The following is a 16615-nucleotide window of genomic DNA, read 5'->3' on the forward strand; positions in this document are numbered from 1 at the left end:
CGTGACCACTGCGACCGTCTGCCTGCCCGGCGGGCTCGGAGAGATCAGAGGGCTGAGGCACGATCACAGGGCCTCGGTGTCCCGGGCGGGACCCCGGTCGGTCTCCTGCTCGTCGTCATCGGCACCATGCTCGTCGGCCGTCTCGTCGTCGGTCTCTGAGCCCGTCTGAGGGTCGGGCTCGTCGTCGTGCCGGTAGGGGTCGGCCTCGCCCGCGTAGGCGGCGCCCTCGGCGGCCTTGGCGATCTGGGCGTCGCGCACCCGGGCCTGGGCCAGGGCGTCCTCGAGGGTCTTGGCGGTGGTGGGCAGGGCGTCGAGCTGGAAGGTCAGGGACGGGGTCAGGCGGATGCCCAGGGCCTTGCCCACCTCGGAACGGATGAGCCCCTTGGCCGAGCGCAGCGCCTTGGCCGTCTCCTCACGCTCCTCGTCGCTGCCGTAGACGGTGTAGAAGATGGTCGCCTGCTGCAGGTCCCCGGTGACGCGGACGTCGGTGACGGTGACGAAGCCCAGGCGCGGGTCCTTGATGCGCCCCTGAAGGAGGCGGGCGACGGTCTCGTGAATGCGGTCGGCGACCTTGCGGGCGCGGGCGGCGTCGGCCATGGCGGGGCTCCTTCATGTGTGAGGTCCGGTTCGGTGCGGTCCTGGACGTCAGCGATCGTGACCGGTCGGTGCGGCGGCCACACCGGGGGCGAGCCGTCCCCTGACGAGGCGGTCCAGTGCGTCTCACTATGCTACGTGGAGCATCAGCGCGGTCTGCGCTGCCATCCCCGAGCGCGAACGGTTCAGGAACAGATCACAATGGCCTCCTCCCCCGATGCACCGTCACACGAGCCCGAGCTCCCCGCCGCGTCCCCTTCCACTCCGGGGCCCCCGTCGGCACCGGTGCCGACGTCAGGGGCGCTCGACAGCACCGGGATGGCCCTGGTCATCGGCTGCTACACCCTCTGGGGCGTCTTCCCCCTCTACTTCCGGCTCCTGTCGGAGGCCGGCAGCGTCGAGATCATCGGCCACCGGATCGTGTGGACCCTGGCCACCTGCCTGCTGCTGGTGGCCTCACGGCGCCGCTGGGCGCGGCTGGCCCGACTCTGGCGCACGCCCCGTCTGCTGGGGGCACTGGCCGTCTCGGGCGTGCTGGTCTCGGTCAACTGGCTCGTCTACGTCTACGGCGTCAACACCGCGCGCACGGCCGACGCCGCCCTGGGCTACTTCATCAACCCGCTGGTGACGGTGGCCCTGGCCTCCCTGGTGCTGCGTGAGCGGCTGCGCCCCGTCCACCGGGTCTCGATCGGTCTGGCCGGCGCCGCCGTGGTGCTCCTGGTGGTCCTGCAGGGCTCACTGCCGTGGATCTCCCTGGCCCTGGCCTTCTCCTTCGCCCTGTACGGGCTGGTCAAGAAGCGGATCGGACCGCAGGTGGACGCCCTGACCGGGCTGACGGTGGAGAGCGCCGTCGTGGCTCCCGTGGCGCTCGCCTACCTGGGGTACCTGGCCTGGCAGGGGCAGTCGGCCTGGCAGGCGCCCGGCCAGGGGTGGCGGATCATGGCGCTGCTCGTGGTGGCGGGGCCCGTCACGGCCGTGCCGCTGCTGCTCTTCGCCGCCGGGACGCGGCGCGTGCCGCTGTCGGTGGTGGGGATGAGCCAGTACATCGCCCCGATCACCCAGTTCCTCCTGGCCTGGGCCGTCTTCCACGAGCAGATCCCGCCGGCCCGCTGGGCGGCCATGGTGCTGGTGTGGGCGGCGGTCTCGGTCTTCATCGGCGACGCCGTGCACCAGCTCGTCCGCCGTCCCCGCCCGTGCTGAGGCCGGCTCCCACCACGAGGCGGGGCCCCACCACCGGATGGTGGTGGGACCCCGCCTGCGTCATGCGGCAGCGCTCAGTCGCGCGGCTTCTCGCGCATCTCCCAGGTCTCGATGACGTCGCCCTCGGCGATGTCCTTGAAGCCCAGGTTGATACCGCACTCGTAGCCCTCGCGGACCTCGGTGACGTCGTCCTTCTCGCGGCGCAGCGTCTCGATGGACAGGTCGCCGTTGACGACGACGCCATCGCGCACCAGGCGGGCCTTGGCGCCCCGCTTGATGATGCCCGAGCGGACGATGGAGCCGGCGATGGAGCCGAACTTCGAGGAGCGGAAGATCTGCCGGATCTCGGCGGTGCCGAGCTCGACCTCCTCGTAGACGGGCTTGAGCATGCCCTTCATGGCGGCCTCGACGTCCTCGATCGCGTTGTAGATGACCGAGTAGAACTTCATGTCGACGCCCTCGCGGTCGGCGATCTCCGAGACGCGCTCGGCGGGCCGGACGTTGAAGCCGATGATGACGGCGGAGTCCACCGTGGCCAGGTTGACGTCGTTCTGCGTGATGGCACCCACGCCGCGGTGGATGACGCGCAGGGCGACCTCCTCGCCGACGTCGATCTTGAGCAGGGAGTCCTCCAGGGCCTCGACCGCACCCGAGCTGTCGCCCTTGAGGATGAGGTTGAGGGTGTCGACCTTGCCCTCCTTGAGGACGTCGGTGAGGTTCTCCAGGGACACACGCTTGCGACGCTTGGCCAGCAGGGCGGCGCGCTCGGCGGCCTCACGCTTGTCGGCGATCTGGCGGGCCGTGCGGTCGTCGGGGGCGACGATGAAGGAGTCACCGGCGCTGGGCACGTTCGTGAGCCCCAGGACCAGGGCCGGACGGGCGGGCCCGGCCTCGGTGAGGTTCTCCCCGTGCTCGTTGAACATGGCGCGCACGCGCCCGTAGGCGCTCCCGGCCACGATCGGGTCGCCGACTCGCAGCGTGCCGCGCTCGACCAGGATGGTGCTCACGGCGCCGCGGCCCTTGTCGAGCTTGGCCTCGATGGTGACGCCGCGGGCCTCGGTGTCCGGGTTGGCCCGCAGGTCCAGGGCGGCGTCCGCGGTGAGCAGGACGGCCTCGAGGAGCTCGTCGATGTGGAGACGCTGCTTGGCGGAGATGTCCACGAACATCGTGTCGCCGCCGTACTCCTCGGGGACCAGACCGTACTCGGTGAGCTGGCCGCGGATCTTGTCCGGGTTGGCGCCCTCCTTGTCGATCTTGTTGACCGCCACGACGATCGGCACGTTGGCCGCCTGGGCGTGGTTGAGGGCCTCAACGGTCTGGGGCATGACGCCGTCGTCGGCGGCCACGACGAGGATGGCGATGTCGGTCACCTCGGCACCGCGGGCACGCATGGCCGTGAAGGCCTCGTGACCGGGGGTGTCGATGAAGGTGATCGGACGCTCCTCGTCGTTCAGGTTGACGCGCACCTGGTAGGCGCCGATGGACTGGGTGATGCCCCCGGCCTCGCCGGCGACGACGTCGGTGGAGCGGATCGCGTCCAGCAGCTTGGTCTTACCGTGGTCGACGTGACCCATGACCGTGACCACCGGGGGACGCGGCACGAGGTTGGCGTCGTCCTCGTCGGGCTCGAGGTCGATGTCGAAGGACTCCAGGAGCTCGCGGTCCTCGTCCTCGGGCGAGACGATCTGGACGTTGTAGCCCAGCTCGGCGCCCAGGAGGGCGAAGGTGTCCTCGTCCAGGGACTGGGTGGCCGTGGCCATCTCACCGAGGTGGAACAGCACGGTCACCAGGGCCGCGGGGTTGGCGTTGATCTTCTCGGCCAGGTCCGTGAGCGTCGCGCCCTGGCGCACGCGCACCGGGGTGGAGCCGTCACCGCGCGGGACGATGACGCCGCCGATCGACGGCGCGCTCTGCTGCTCGAACTCCTGGCGCTTGGCCCGCTTGGACTTGCGTCCCCGCGGGGCGCCGCCGCCGCGGCCGAAGGCGCCCTGGGTGGAGCCGCGACCACCGCGACCGCCACGGGGCCCGCCGAAGCCGCCGCCGGGACGTCCACCGCCGCCACCTCCGGGCCTGCCACCGCCGCCGGGGCGCGAGCCGCGGCCACCACCGCCACCGGCACCGCCGCGCGCGGGAGCGCCGGGACGGCCGATGGAGGACTGGCCGGGCATCATGCCCGGGTTGGGACGGGGACCGCCCGGGCGCGGGGCGCCGGAACGACCGGCTCCCTGAGGCCGGGCACCGCCCTGGGGCCGGGGGCCGCCGGGACGCGGGCCGCCCTGGGGGCGGGGGCCACCGGAGCCACCGGGACGGGGCATGCCCTGGGAGGTGGCGAAGGGGTTGTTCCCCGGACGTGGCGCGCCCGAGCGCGACTGGCCCGAGCGCTGGCCGCCACGGCCTCCCTGCCCGCCCTGACGGGGCATGCCCTGGGAGGTGGCGAAGGGGTTGTTCCCCGGACGCGGGGCGCCGGGACGCGGCCCCGGTGTGGGGGCGTTGCGGCGAGGGCCGGGGGTGGGGGCGCCGGAGGCGGACGCCGCCGGCTTGGGCGCACCGGCACCGGGCTTGGGCGCCTTGGGGGCGTCCCCGGAGGCGGGGGCGCTTCCCTGGGGCGCCGGCCTCGCTGCGCCCGCCGGGGCCTGGGAGCCGCCGCCCGGCTTGGGGGCCGAGGTCTCGGGCCTGGGCGCGGCGGCCGGCGCGCCGGGCTTGGGCGCACCGGCACCGGGCTTGGGGGCTGCGGGCCTGGCGACGGGGTTCGGCGACGAGGCCTGGGCCCCTGCCGGCCCCGGCCGAACGGCCTGAGCCGCTCCGGGCTTGGGGGCGGCCTTGGAGGGCTTGGGAGCCTGGGAGGAGGCCTTGGCCGGCTCAGCAGCCTTGCTGTCAGTCTTGGTGTCCGCCGGTGCCTCCTGCACCTGGGCGGCGAAGTGCTCGCGAACCCGGCGAGCGACGGGGGGCTCGACCGCGGAGGAGGCCGCCTTGACGAACTCTCCCTGGTCCTTGAGCCAGGCCAGGATCACCTTCGAGGTGACCTTCTTGCCAGTGGGGTCGAGCTCCTTGGCGAGCTCATGAACGCGTGGTTTAGCCACTTTTCTCCTGTCCGGTTTCCCACCCCGGACAGGGGTGGGTGCTTCTAGAGGCAGCTCATCGCTGGGTACTCATCGGGTGCCCATCGGCTTCCTACCCGCCTTCGCTATCGGTGGTCCGCTCACCCGGTCGGGCAGCGGGGACCTCGCCGTCGTTGACCAGTCCCCGCTCCAGGAACCCGCGGACCCGGGCCACGTCCAGTGGTCCGCCGGTGCGCAGGGCGCGAGGAGCGGCGCGTCGTCGCTCAGCGAGGGTGAGGCACTCGGGATCCGGGTGGATCCAGGCGCCGCGCCCGGGTCTGACGGCCCGGGCATCGACGTCGAGCTCACCGCTCGACGTCAGCACGAGACGCAGCAGCTGCGCCCGCGGGGCTCTTTGCCGGCAGCCGATGCAGGTGCGCTCGGGCACGTGGGGGGTGGTCGCCACCGTCCGTCGGTGTCCTTCCGCTGCTCTGCAACCGCTGACGCGGGCACCGCATCCGGGAGATCCCGGTGCGGGACCCGCAAAGGTCCGCCGGAAAGTCTACATCCCCGCGCAGGTCGGTTCAGTCGACCAGCCCTGAGGCACCTGTCACGTCGTCGGACTGGGAGCCCTGTCCCGGGGTGATCTCGCCGGACTCGGCGTCGGCGTGGATGTCGATCTTCCAGCCGGTCAGGCGGGCGGCCAGCCGGGCGTTCTGCCCCTCCTTGCCGATGGCCAGGGAGAGCTGGAAGTCGGGGACGACGGCGCGGGCGGTGCGCTCCTCGGCGTCGATGACGCCTACGGCGGCCACTCGGGCCGGCGACAGGGCGTTGGCGATGAAACGCGCCGGGTCCTCGGAATAATCCACGATGTCGATCTTCTCACCACCGAGCTCGGTCATGACCGCGCGCACCCGCTGCCCCATGGGGCCGATGCAGGCTCCCTTGGCGTTGACGCCGCGGACCTTGGAGCGCACGGCCATCTTGGTGCGGTGGCCGGCCTCGCGGGCCACCGAGACGATCTCGACGTCGCCCGAGGAGATCTCGGGGACCTCGCGCTCGAAGAGCTTGCGCACCAGGCCGGGGTGGGTGCGGGAGAGGATGATCTGGGCGCCGCGGGTACCGCGGGAGACGTCGGTGACGTAGGCGCGCACGCGGTCGCCGTGGCGGTAGCGCTCTCCGGGGACCTGCTCGTGGGGAGGCATGATGCCCTCGTGCTCCTCGTCCAGGCGCACGTAGACGATGCGGGGATCGCGTCCCTGCTCGACGGTGCCGGAGATCAGCTCGCCGGTCTTGTCCTTGAAGGCTCCCAGGACCTCGAAGTCGCGGCGGTCCTGGATGCGCTGGACGATGACGCTGCGGGCGGTTGCCTGGGCGATGCGGCCGAAATCGTCGGGGGTGTCGTCGAAGTACTCCCCCGTGGGCTGGTCGTCCTCGTCGACCTCCGGGGCCAGGACGCTCATGTGCCCGGTGCGGCGGTCGATCTCGACGTGGGCGCCCCGGATGGCTCCGGGGACCTTGGAGTAGGCACCCAGGATGGCGTCCTCGATAGCGGGAAGCAGGTTGTCCAGGTCAATGCCCAGCTCGTCGGCAGCGCCTCGCAGCTCCGGCATATTGATGTCCATGGGTCCTTGGGTCCTCTCTGGTCCGCTGGGCGGGTGTGCGCTGGGCTCCCCGTCGACGTTAGCCCGTGACGGGCCGGATGGTCCATCACGTCGTTCCGGGCCGGTCCGTCAACCTTCTATCAGTTATCAGGACATACATTATTCCCGGACACTATCCGCCGGAGGCATCTTATAAGCCTCGGCCTGTTGCTCGGCCCTAGGGCCCGACCACCACCATCTGCGCCGCGGTGATGTCCTCCAGGGCGATGCTCCGCTCGACGCCGTCGACCTCAATCCTCACCAGGCCGCCGCCGTTGCCCTCGCTGGCGTCATTGGCGTCACTGTCGGGATCGGCCCCTGTGACGACGCCGGTGAGCTCCTCGTCGGCCGCGCGCACCCGGGCACTATGACCAACGGCACGCCTGAAGTGACGCAGGGTGCTCAGCTCACGCTCGGCTCCGGGGGTGGAGACCTCGAGGGTGTACTGACCCTTGACGGGGTCGGCCTCGTCGAGGGCCTGCGAGACGGCCGCGGTCACCGGCCCTAGGGCGTCGATGTCGAGGTCTCCGGGACCGTCGACCAGGTCCACCAGGACGCGCACGACGGAGTACCGACCCGCCCGGGTGGTCTCCACGCCCTCGAGGTGGAGTCCGGCGTCGGCGACGACGGGGGTGAGCAGGTCGGTGAGGCTGCGGGCCAGCGCGTCAGCGCGCTTGTGCGGATCGTGGGCCGCCATAGTCGTTCTACCTCCTGTGCGGGCCCGGGCGCGCGGCCCGGGCGAACATGATCGACGTGGTCGATGGGGTGTCGTGGTCGTCGTGGTCAAGGTCGGGATCATGCTACCCGCCGTCTGTGGGAGGATTCCCGGGTGAAGACTCCTCGCTCTCCCCGACCTGCCCAGACGAGCGGCACGCAGGTGCCCTCCGGCGGCGGGATCCGCAACAGGCTCGGTAACGGACTCGGAGGCGGCCTCTCCGCAGGCTCCGACGTCGGTGCCGCAAGCCGTCGCATGACGCGCCGCACCGCGGTGCTCGCCCTGGGATCGGCCCTGGTCGCGCTGGGCGGTTGCGGGCTGCGCCTGGGCAAGGGCTCGCCGGCGTCCCTGCCGACGGCCTCGGCGGCGGAGACCACTCGTGACGGCCTGGCCCGGCAGGCGGCGCTCATCTCCTCCACGGCCGGCGTGGTCGCGCAGGCCGGTGGCACGGATGCCACCACGGCTGCTCTGGCCGAGGGGGTCAAGCAGACGGCCGACGCCCAGCTCGAGACCCTGGGCGGGGTGTGGGAGCCGTGGGCCTCGCAGGTCCCGTCCTCCTACCCCACGGTCGCCCCGGTTCCTTCGGCCTCGGCCGATGCCACCGCGCAGGACCTGGCCACGTCCTTGGGCGACGGATCGACGATGGCTCGCCGGGCGGCGATCGGCGCCGCCTCGGAGCAGGACGCCCGGCTCTTCACCGCGCTGACGGTGGCCTGGAGCCTTCAGCACGATCTCTTCGCTCAGGCGGGCTCGGCCGACGCGCCGCGCGCGGAGGTGGCTCAGGGCAGCAGGATCAGTGCCGGCCTGCTGACGTCCTACGACGCGGCCCGCTACGCCATGGAGGAGATCGCGGCGCGCAGCGATGACCCTCAGCGCACCCAGGCGGCCGACGACGCCAAGGCCGCGACCTCCGTCGTCAACGCCGCCGTGGCAGCGGGCAGCGAGGATGCCCGGCTGGGCGCCTACGCCGCCCCGACCGAGTCCTCCGACCCCGAGGTGAGCGTGGAGGTGTCCTGGGCCCGGCAGGTGTGGTCGGCCATCGTGTCGGGAGAGGTGCAGGAGGCCGGTTCCGCCAAGGCCTCCACGCCGGCCCGTGAGGCGGCCGTCACCGGCGCGGTCGATGCCGCCCGTCGTGCCACCGCCTGGGGCGCGGACTTCTCCTCCCTGCCCGGATACGCCGCCTGACATGCGGATCCTCCTGGTGCTCCTGGCCGTCATCGCCGCCCTGGTGGCCGTGGACCAGCTCTTCCTGTGGATGGAGCGTCACGGCTGGATCTACTGGCGGCGCCGCAGGCCCGATCCGCGCGGCGCCATCCTGGGCCCCATCGACAACGTCTTCAACCCGGCCCACGAGCACGTGGTCGAGCAACAGGAGACCGAGGAGCTCCTAACCGATATCCAGGGCGACGCGGCCCCGAGGTGAACGGCATGAACTTGGATCCGTGGACGCACTTGGAGCCCGATGGCCCCACAAGGAGGAAGTCACCAGGCTCTGTGAGGCTCCACGGCGAGGTGAGTGTCTGACCGCTCGTCCTGAGAGCCTCGTGTGTCGGTGATGGTTCCAGGCCTGCCCCGGGAGTTCGTGTTGTCCGCCGGGCGCTACGAGCTCGTCGTGGGTGTGGTGAGGCCCGAGGTGCAGCGCTGTGCGTAGCACTCTGCACGAGGTCCGGGTCCTACTGGGCAAGGTGCGGGTGCACTCCACGCGGGCCGGACCCCCGTGCAGTGCACCCACCCCCTGGCCAATAGGACCCCAGGCTCGTGGATTAGAGCCCGTTGGACACCTCTGTCAGGCGTCGCGGACACACCTTGGAACCCGAGGACTCGGAACCTACAAGGGGCAGACACCGGGACTTAAGGTGCGTCCGCGACGAGCTGATCACCGGGCAGCGGCCCGAAGACCGCTCCCCTTCAGATCTCTCTCTTCGCAACACGCCCTAGAGGCTCCGGGCGGCCTCCAGCGCGGCGCGGACCGTGGTGCTGAGCTCGGCCGCCGCGGCGTCGGCGGCCACGGAGCGGCGCTCGCCGGTGCGGCGGTCGCGGATCTCCACGGTCCCCTCCTTGGCCAGGTCGCGGCCGACGACGAGCGTGTAGGGCAGGCCGAGGAGCTCGGCGTCGGCGAACTTCACACCGGCGGAGACCTTGCGGCGGTCGTCGTAGAGGACCTCGATGCCCTCGGCGTCCAGGGCCGAGGCGATCTGCTCGGCGACGTCGAAGACCGCCTGGTCCTTGCCGGTGGCCAGGACCTGCACGTGGTAGGGGGCGATCTGGACGGGCCAGGCGAGTCCCCTGTCGTCGTGGTTGGCCTCGGCCAGGGCCGCCATGACGCGGCTGACGCCGATGCCGTAGGAGCCCATGGTGACCACGCGGGCCTTGCCGTTCTCGTCCAGGACGGTCAGCCCCAGGGCCTGGGAGTACTTGCGCCCCAGCTCGAAGATGTGGCCGATCTCGATGCCGCGGGCCAGGTGGAGGGGGCCGGAGCCGTCGGGAGCGGGGTCGCCCTCGCGGACCTCGGCGGCCTCGATGGTGCCGTCGGCGGTGAAGTCGCGGCCCATCACCAGGTCGAGGACGTGCTTCTTGTCGGTGTTGGCGCCGGTGACCCAGCTGGTGCCCTCCACGATCCGAGGGTCGACGAGGTAGCGCACGGAGCCGGTGAGGACCTCGGTGCCGTCCTCGAGCCTCTCCACCCGGCGCAGCGGCGAGTTGGGGCCGATGGCGGTGGGGCCGATGTAGCCGCGCACGAGCTCGGGGTGGGTCTCGAAGTCGGTGTCTCCGGCCATCTCGACCTCGGCGGGGGCGACGGCTGCCTCCAGGCGCTTCATGTCGACGTCGCGGTCCCCGGGGACGCCGACGACGAGCAGCTCGCGCTCACCGCCGGGGTGGATGAGGGTGACGACGACGTTCTTGAGCGTGTCGGCGGCCGTCCAGGCCCGCCCGTCCGAGCGCGGGTAGGCCTCGTTGCACAGGTCGACCAGGGAGTCGATGGTGGGCGTGTCGGGGGTGTCGACGACGCGGGCCGGAGCGGTGCCGGAGGCGTCCACCGGCTCGGGGACCACGGTGGTGACGGCCTCGGCGTTGGCGGCGTAGCCTCCCGAGGAGCGCACGAAGGTGTCCTCCCCGATCTCGCAGGGGTAGAGGAACTCCTCGGAGTGGGATCCGCCCATGGCGCCGGCCATGGCATTGACGATGACGTAGTCCAGGCCCAGGCGGGCGAAGATCCGCTCGTAGGCGTCTCGGTGGGCCTGGTAGGCGGCGGCCAGCCCGGCGTCGTCGATGTCGAAGGAGTAGGAGTCCTTCATGACGAACTCGCGGCCGCGGATGATGCCGGCGCGGGGGCGGGCCTCGTCACGGTACTTGGTCTGGATCTGGTAGACGGTGGCCGGCAGGTCCTTGTAGGAGGAGTAGAGGTCCTTGACCGCGAGGGTGAACATCTCCTCATGGGTGGGGGCCAGCAGGTAGTCCCCGTCCTTGCGGTCGCGGAGCTTGAACAGGGTGGGGCCGTAGTCGTCCCAGCGTCCGGTGGCCTGGTAGGGCTCGGCCGGCAGGAGGGCCGGGAAGTGGACCTCCTGGCCGCCCATGGCATCCATCTCCTGGCGCACGACCCCCTCGATCTTGCGCAGCGTCCGCAGGCCCAGCGGCAGCCAGGTGTACACCCCGGGCGCGGCCCGGCGGATGTAGCAGGCGCGCACGAGCAGCCGGTGGCTGGCGACCTCGGCGTCGGCCGGGTCCTCGCGCAGGGTTCTGATGAAGGAGGTGGAGAGTCTGTGCAGCACGGGGGCGATCCTACGGGGTCTGCGGCCGCTGCCCCAACGGAGCCCGCCGGGCCGTGCGAAATCACGCGATCCGGGCTCAGCGGCCCGTCGACTCCGCAGCGGACGGATCAAGCGCCTCGACGCTGGTCAGGTAGGACTTGCGGCCCTCGAGAAGCGCCCGATACGCTCCCTCCCACCGACGGGCTCATCGGCCCTCTTATCCCTGAACCCGACCCGCATCGCGCTCTCCCCCGGACACGGGTCACAGGCAAGGAAGCATATGGACAGGCACTCCTCCATTCGTGAGGGACACGGCCAGACGTGGGCGAAGGCCATTCTTCTGGGTGAGCACTCCGTGGTCTACGGTCATCCCGCCGTCGCCGTACCGTTGCAGGACCTGCGGATGCGGGCCACGGCCAGCCCGACCTCGGGGCCCTCCGTGCTCAGCAGCCTGGACTACTCGGGCCCACTGGAGCAGGCCGGTGCCCGGTTCGCCAGCGTGGCGCGAGCCTTCGAGGTGGCCCGGGAGTTCTCCGGGCGCCTGGACCAGTCCTTCGAGATCACCACGGTCAGCGACTTCCCGCACGAGCGGGGGCTCGGCTCGTCGGCGGCGGCGGCCGGCGCGATCATCCGCGCTGTTCTGGACGCCTGCGGGCGCCAGGCCGGCCCCGACGACCTGTTCGCACTGACGCAGATGGCCGAGCAGATCGCTCACGGCAAGCCCTCGGGGCTCGACGCCGCCGCCACCTGCTCCCCGTGCCCCATCCGCTTCCAGGGCGGGCAGATGCGGCCCTTGAGCCAGCGCATCGAGAACGCCTTCCTCATCATCGCCGACTCCGGGGTCCATGGCTCCACCCGCGAGGCCGTCGGCGGCCTGCGCCAGCGCTACGAGAGCGATCCCGACAACATCGGCCCGCGCATCAGTCGTCTGGGAACGCTCACCCAGAGGGCGATCACGGCCCTGGACCGGGCCGACGCCCCGGCTCTCGGGGCGGCCATGGACGAGGCGCACACGGTGCTGGCCGAGCTCAGCCTGAGCCTGCCGGTCCTCGATGTCCTCACCGAAGCCGCCCGCGGCGCCGGAGCCCTGGGCGCCAAGCTCACCGGCGGAGGGCTCGGCGGCTGCGTCATCGCCCTGGTGACCGGCGAGCCGGCCGCGCACCGGGTGCGCGCCGCCCTGGAGCAGGCCGGTGCCGCGGCGACGTGGCGCCACCGGATGCGCCTGAGCGAGGTGGACGAGTGAGCCCCGCGTCTCCCGAAGTCGCCGCGGCCCCCTCCCCGGCCGCCGTCCCGATCGCCACGGCCAGCGCGAACACCAACATCGCGCTCATCAAGTACTGGGGCAAGGCGGACGAGGAACTGGCGATTCCCGCCACCTCGAGCCTGTCCCTGACCCTCGGGGGCACCCGCACCACGACGACGGTCTCCTTCGACGGCGGGGACGGAGCCGCGGACTCAGTGACGATCAACGGAACCTGCCCCGGTGAGACGGAGCTGGCGCGGGTGAGTCGGTTCCTCGACCTGGTACGCGCCCGCTCGGGGGTCACGGCGCCGGCCACCGTCACCTCCCGGGCCTCGGTCCCCCTGGCGGCCGGGCTGGCGAGCTCGGCAGCGGGCTTCGCGGCGCTCGCGGCGGCGGCCTCCCGCGCCGCGGGCATGGACCTCGACGACCGCGCCCTCTCCCGGCTGGCCCGGCGCGGGTCGGGCTCAGCAACCCGCTCCGTCTTCGGCGGGCTGGTGACGTGGCACGCGGGCCACGACGACGCCTCCTCCTACGCCGAACCGGTCGCCTGCACGATGGACCTGGCGATGGTCGTCGTCGTGCTCTCACAAAAGTACAAACCCATCAGCTCGACCCGGGCCATGCGGGCCACCATGGCGACCTCGCCCCTCTTCCCCGCCTGGGTGGAGGCCAGCGGCAGGGACCTTCAGGCGGCGCTCGACGCGGTGGGGGCGGGCGACCTGAAGCGTCTCGGGGAGGTGGTCGAGGCCAACGCCCTGGGGATGCACGCCACGATGATCGCGGCCCGCCCGGGCATCGTCTACTGGCTGCCGCAGACCCTGGCGGCGCTGCACACGATCCACACCATGCGCGACGAGGGAGCGCCCGTCTGGGCGACGATCGATGCCGGTCCCAACGTCAAGGTGCTCACCGAGGGCGCCCGTGCCGAGGAGGTCGCCGCTGCGCTGCGCGACCGTCTGCCCGGCACCACCGTCTCGGCGAGGTACCCCGGTGGCGGGGTGCGTATCGAGGAGGGGCCGTGACCTCGCGCGCCGACAGTGTGGTGCACGGTGCGGGGCACGACGTGGTGCGCAGGGCGCCGGGCAAGCTCTACATCGCCGGGGAGTACGCGGTCGTCGAGCCCGGTCACCACGCGGTCCTGGTCGCCGTCGACCGCTTCATCACCGTCCGCGCCACAGTCTCCTCCAAGCCCTCCTCTACGGCTCACTCCCCCACCGACGGGCGTGCGGGCACGATCAGCTCACGGTTCTACGCCACGGGCTCACGGCCCTGGGGCCGCCGGCCACAGGACGGTCTGGCCGAGGCGGTCGCGGGAGATGACGACTACGTGATCTCAGCGATCCGCGTCGTCGAGGCGCTGGTCGCTGAGGCGGGCGGCCGGCAGCGGTCCTTCGACCTGGATGTCTCCAGCGAGCTGGACGAGGCCGACGGGCGCAAGCTGGGCCTGGGCTCGTCGTCGGCGGTGACGGTGGCGACGGTGCGTGCAGTCGCGGGCCTCTACGGGCTGCCGGTTGATGACCTGGGCGTCTACAAGCTGGCGATGCTGGCCAGTGACGCGATCCAGCCGATCGGCTCGGGGGGTGACATTGCGGCCAGTGCCGTCACCGGCTGGGTGGCCTACGCCTCCCCCGACCGCACCTGGTTGCGCGAGGCCCGCAGGCGTGCGGAGGCCACCGGCTCCATGAGCGACCTGGTGGAGGCCGACTGGCCTGGTCTGAGTGTGCGTCGCCTGGCGGCGCCCTCCGTGCGGCTTCAGGTGGGCTGGACCGGGACTCCCGCCTCCACCCCGGCCCTGGTGTCCGACGTCCAGGCTGGCGCTCACGGGGCCGACGACGCCTACGCCGTCTTCCTACGAGACAGCCAGGACTGCCTGGGCTCCCTCACCACGGCGATCGAGGCCGACGACGTCGCCCGGATCATGCACCGGGTGACGCAGAACCGGGAGCTTCTGGGGCAGCTCAGTCGGATCAGTGGCCGGGTCATCGAGACCCCCGCCCTGACGCGGCTGGTCGAGATCGCGCGCGAGTACGGGGCGGCGGCCAAGAGCTCGGGAGCCGGCGGCGGGGACTGCGGGATCGCCCTGTGCCCACCGACCACGGACCTTGCCGCTCTGCGCGGGGCCTGGGAGGCCGCCGGCATCCGGCCCCTGGAGCTGTCGGTCCACACCCACGACTCCCCCACGGGCACGTCTCCTGACGCCCCCGCTAAGGTCGCCTCATGAGCCACGAGCCCACCGCCTCGCAGCGGGTCTCCCGCAAGGATGAGCACCTGGAGCTGGCGATGCGCCTGCACGGCCAGGACCGCGCAGGCGCCTTCGACGACGTCGCCTTCGTCCATCACAGCCTGCCGGGTGTCAGCGCCGAGCAGGTCGACATCGGCACCACCGTCCTGGGCTCGCGCTGGGAGGTCCCCTTCTACATCAACGCCATGACCGGCGGAACGCAGGCGACGGCGCGGATCAACGCCGACCTGGCCGAGGCGGCCGCCGACGCCGGTGTCGCGATCGCCTGCGGCTCCCAGCACGTGGCCCTGCGCGACCCGGAGCGGGCCGACGGCTTCCGGGTCATCCGCCGTCGGGCCCCGGGCGCCTTCGTCCTGGGCAACGTCGGGCCGACGGTCAGTCCCCAGGAGGCGGTGCAGGCCGTGGAGATGCTGGAGGCCAACGCCCTGCAGATCCACCTCAACGCGGCCCAGGAGCTGGTCATGCCCGAGGGCGACCGAGACTTCACCGGCTGGAGTGAGGCGATCTCCGCCATCGTTGCGGCCGTGCCCGTCCCGGTGGTGGTCAAGGAGGTGGGCTTCGGGCTCTCACGCCGGACAATCGAGGCTCTCATGCGGGCCGGCGTCGCGGCCGTCGATGTGGCCGGTTCGGGCGGCACGGACTTCATCGCCATTGAGAACGAGCGGCGAGCGCGACGAGACCTGTCCTACCTCATCGGCTGGGGGCAGCCGACGGCACTGTGCCTGCTGGAGTCGCTGGCGGGCCCGAAGCCGGTCGGCCTGCCGGTGCTGGCCTCCGGCGGAGTGCGCAATCCGCTCGACGTCGTCCGGTCGTTGGCCCTGGGTGCCTGCGCCGTCGGCGCCTCCGGGCACGTGCTGCGTACCCTGGTCAAGGAGGGCCCCGAGGCGCTGCGCCGCGAGCTGCACACGTGGAGCGACCACGTGCGCACGCTCATGACCCTGCTGGGGGCGGCCGATGTGCCCCAGCTGCGCCGCACCGACGTGCTGGTCACCGGACGCACCGCCGAGCAGGCTCGTCTGCTCGGCGTCGACCTGGAACGGCTCGCGCACCGCAGCGAGCCCTCTCCACCCACGATCAGTCCGTTCAAGGGGGATTGATCCCTCTCCTTTATTCTTCCTTTCGGTCCTTATGGTGTGAATATCGGGATCCAAGGAGGTCACCGCTGTTACTGACGCCTTGGGATCCCGGGACCGGTTTCCTCAAGAAGCCACTATCCATCGACATCACACCGGAAAGGACGACTCATGACCGGACGGGAAAGGGCAAGGACCTCGCCCTTTTGGGCCACCGACCTCGACAGGATGCAGTCAGGAGCAAGGAAGGTTGCCGAGGGCTTTCACCAACTCATCCAAAGGTCGCCGGGTGCTAACCAGTATCTCTGGGTGGGCTCTGGCTGGCGCGAGCCCTCGGGGAAGAACGATGAGCACGGGACCGGGCGGGCAATCGATGTCATCGTGACCGCAGACACTGGAATGACGCCCACGTCTGCCGAGCTCGCCGCCGGAAGGGCCTTCGTGGACTGGCTCATCAGCCACGCCGATGAGCTGAGAATCAAAGGCATTATCTTCAGTCGAGACTCTGCTCCGCGCCCGGAGTTCTGGGGGTACACGCACCCGGGAACATGGCGTTCGGGGAAGACCGGGGATCCATCTCGGCGAATCATGTGGATCACGTTCATGTCTTCCTCAAGGAGGAGGCCACTTGGCCGGCGTCACTCGACTCTACCCAGATCCACGTCAAGCCCGGCCTACCCGATGTCGGGGTCAGCAACGGCAGCGAGCCCAAGCTGGTCAGCTCGGTCTCGGTGTCCCATCTCAGAGAGGCCCGGTACACCGATCCCGAGAAGGACGGTACTCCGGTCGGCCCCTACGGCGACGAGGTCTTCACCCGTGAGACTGCGCTCGCCCGTACCGAGTGGCTCCAGTCTCAGTACGTCGATGGCCACTACGGAACGTCGACAGTCGGCGACGGCTCCAGCGGCTATGGCGGAACCACCGGCTTCCAGAAGAAGCACAGCGGCGCCACCGACCCGGACGGATGGCTCGGACAGCAGGAGCTGACGAAGCTGTTCCAACTGGCGGGCATGTCCGTTGAGGTGACGGACTGACCCGATCGGCGTTCTGCCGGTGCTCGGTACGACTCAGCGACCAAGTCTCGTTCGGCAGATCACAACAGGCGTGCGGCGGAGGCC

General features: G+C 71.3%; 14 protein-coding genes. 8 read left to right on the top strand and 6 right to left on the bottom strand.

Going from position 1 to position 16615, the window contains the following annotated elements; genetic code table 11:
• Positions 1–63: 63 nt before the first annotated feature.
• Entirely contained in the window at positions 64–597 is a 534-nt protein-coding gene (rbfA, locus tag EL340_RS05530; protein WP_126413780.1) for a 30S ribosome-binding factor RbfA, read from the bottom strand.
• A 198-nt stretch (positions 598–795) separates the two neighbouring features.
• Here rbfA and rarD point away from each other — a divergent pair, with 198 nt between their 5' ends.
• A complete protein-coding gene (rarD, locus tag EL340_RS05535; RefSeq protein WP_126413781.1) occupies positions 796–1794 on the top strand; it encodes an EamA family transporter RarD in 999 nt (332 codons plus the stop codon).
• A gap of 74 nt (positions 1795–1868) precedes the next feature.
• On the opposite strand, the gene infB is transcribed toward rarD, so the two are convergent.
• From infB to EL340_RS05555, 4 genes are all read right to left on the bottom strand, one after another.
• The gene (gene infB / locus EL340_RS05540; RefSeq protein ID WP_126413782.1) at positions 1869–4874 is read right to left on the bottom strand and encodes a translation initiation factor IF-2; all 3006 of its coding nucleotides are present in this window, start codon (positions 4872–4874) and stop codon (positions 1869–1871) included.
• 91 nt (positions 4875–4965) lie between these two features.
• Entirely contained in the window at positions 4966–5298 is a 333-nt protein-coding gene (locus EL340_RS05545) for a YlxR family protein (RefSeq protein ID WP_126413783.1), read from the bottom strand.
• Between the two features lie 118 nt (positions 5299–5416).
• The gene (gene nusA, locus EL340_RS05550; protein WP_126413784.1) at positions 5417–6457 is read right to left on the bottom strand and encodes a transcription termination factor NusA; all 1041 of its coding nucleotides are present in this window, start codon (positions 6455–6457) and stop codon (positions 5417–5419) included.
• A 196-nt stretch (positions 6458–6653) separates the two neighbouring features.
• Positions 6654–7172 carry a ribosome maturation factor RimP gene (locus tag EL340_RS05555; protein WP_126413785.1) on the bottom strand — a complete coding sequence of 173 codons (519 nt, stop codon included), beginning with the start codon at positions 7170–7172 and terminating at the stop codon, positions 6654–6656.
• 132 nt (positions 7173–7304) lie between these two features.
• Here EL340_RS05555 and EL340_RS05560 point away from each other — a divergent pair, with 132 nt between their 5' ends.
• The gene (locus EL340_RS05560) at positions 7305–8375 is read left to right on the top strand and encodes a Tat pathway signal protein (RefSeq protein ID WP_232023237.1); all 1071 of its coding nucleotides are present in this window, start codon (positions 7305–7307) and stop codon (positions 8373–8375) included.
• A gap of 1 nt (position 8376) precedes the next feature.
• Positions 8377–8613, top strand: coding sequence for a hypothetical protein (locus EL340_RS05565; protein WP_126413786.1), 237 nt, complete (start codon positions 8377–8379; stop codon positions 8611–8613).
• 511 nt (positions 8614–9124) lie between these two features.
• Here EL340_RS05565 and EL340_RS05570 read toward each other — a convergent pair.
• Complete coding sequence (locus tag EL340_RS05570; protein WP_126413787.1) at positions 9125–10960, bottom strand: proline--tRNA ligase; 1836 nt, start codon at positions 10958–10960, stop codon at positions 9125–9127.
• Positions 10961–11219: 259 nt separating this feature from the next.
• Here EL340_RS05570 and mvk point away from each other — a divergent pair, with 259 nt between their 5' ends.
• From mvk to EL340_RS05595, 5 genes are all read left to right on the top strand, one after another.
• Entirely contained in the window at positions 11220–12182 is a 963-nt protein-coding gene (gene mvk, locus EL340_RS05575) for a mevalonate kinase (RefSeq protein WP_126413788.1), read from the top strand.
• Positions 12179–13204, top strand: coding sequence for a diphosphomevalonate decarboxylase (gene mvaD / locus EL340_RS05580; protein ID WP_126413789.1), 1026 nt, complete (start codon positions 12179–12181; stop codon positions 13202–13204). The genes mvk and mvaD overlap by 4 nt, the downstream gene beginning before the upstream one ends.
• Positions 13201–14403, top strand: a complete 1203-nt coding sequence (locus EL340_RS05585; protein WP_232023238.1) for a phosphomevalonate kinase — start codon at positions 13201–13203, stop codon at positions 14401–14403. Before mvaD ends, EL340_RS05585 begins: the two co-directional genes overlap by 4 nt.
• Complete coding sequence (fni, locus tag EL340_RS05590) at positions 14400–15521, top strand: type 2 isopentenyl-diphosphate Delta-isomerase (RefSeq protein WP_126413790.1); 1122 nt, start codon at positions 14400–14402, stop codon at positions 15519–15521. Before EL340_RS05585 ends, fni begins: the two co-directional genes overlap by 4 nt.
• 566 nt (positions 15522–16087) lie before the next feature.
• Complete coding sequence (locus tag EL340_RS05595) at positions 16088–16531, top strand: hypothetical protein (protein WP_126413791.1); 444 nt, start codon at positions 16088–16090, stop codon at positions 16529–16531.
• The last annotated feature ends 84 nt before the right edge of the window (positions 16532–16615 follow it).

It is taken from the genome of Actinomyces viscosus (assembly GCF_900637975.1).
Lineage (GTDB): Bacteria > Actinomycetota > Actinomycetes > Actinomycetales > Actinomycetaceae > Actinomyces > Actinomyces viscosus.

Coding starts and splice junctions, on each gene's coding strand:
- rbfA (WP_126413780.1), bottom strand. CDS start 597: ATGGCCGACGCCGCCCGCGCCCGCAAGGTCGCCGACCGCATTCACGAG.
- rarD (WP_126413781.1), top strand. CDS start 796: ATGGCCTCCTCCCCCGATGCACCGTCACACGAGCCCGAGCTCCCCGCC.
- nusA (WP_126413784.1), bottom strand. CDS start 6,457: ATGGACATCAATATGCCGGAGCTGCGAGGCGCTGCCGACGAGCTGGGC.
- EL340_RS05555 (WP_126413785.1), bottom strand. CDS start 7,172: ATGGCGGCCCACGATCCGCACAAGCGCGCTGACGCGCTGGCCCGCAGC.
- EL340_RS05565 (WP_126413786.1), top strand. CDS start 8,377: ATGCGGATCCTCCTGGTGCTCCTGGCCGTCATCGCCGCCCTGGTGGCC.
- mvk (WP_126413788.1), top strand. CDS start 11,220: ATGGACAGGCACTCCTCCATTCGTGAGGGACACGGCCAGACGTGGGCG.
- fni (WP_126413790.1), top strand. CDS start 14,400: ATGAGCCACGAGCCCACCGCCTCGCAGCGGGTCTCCCGCAAGGATGAG.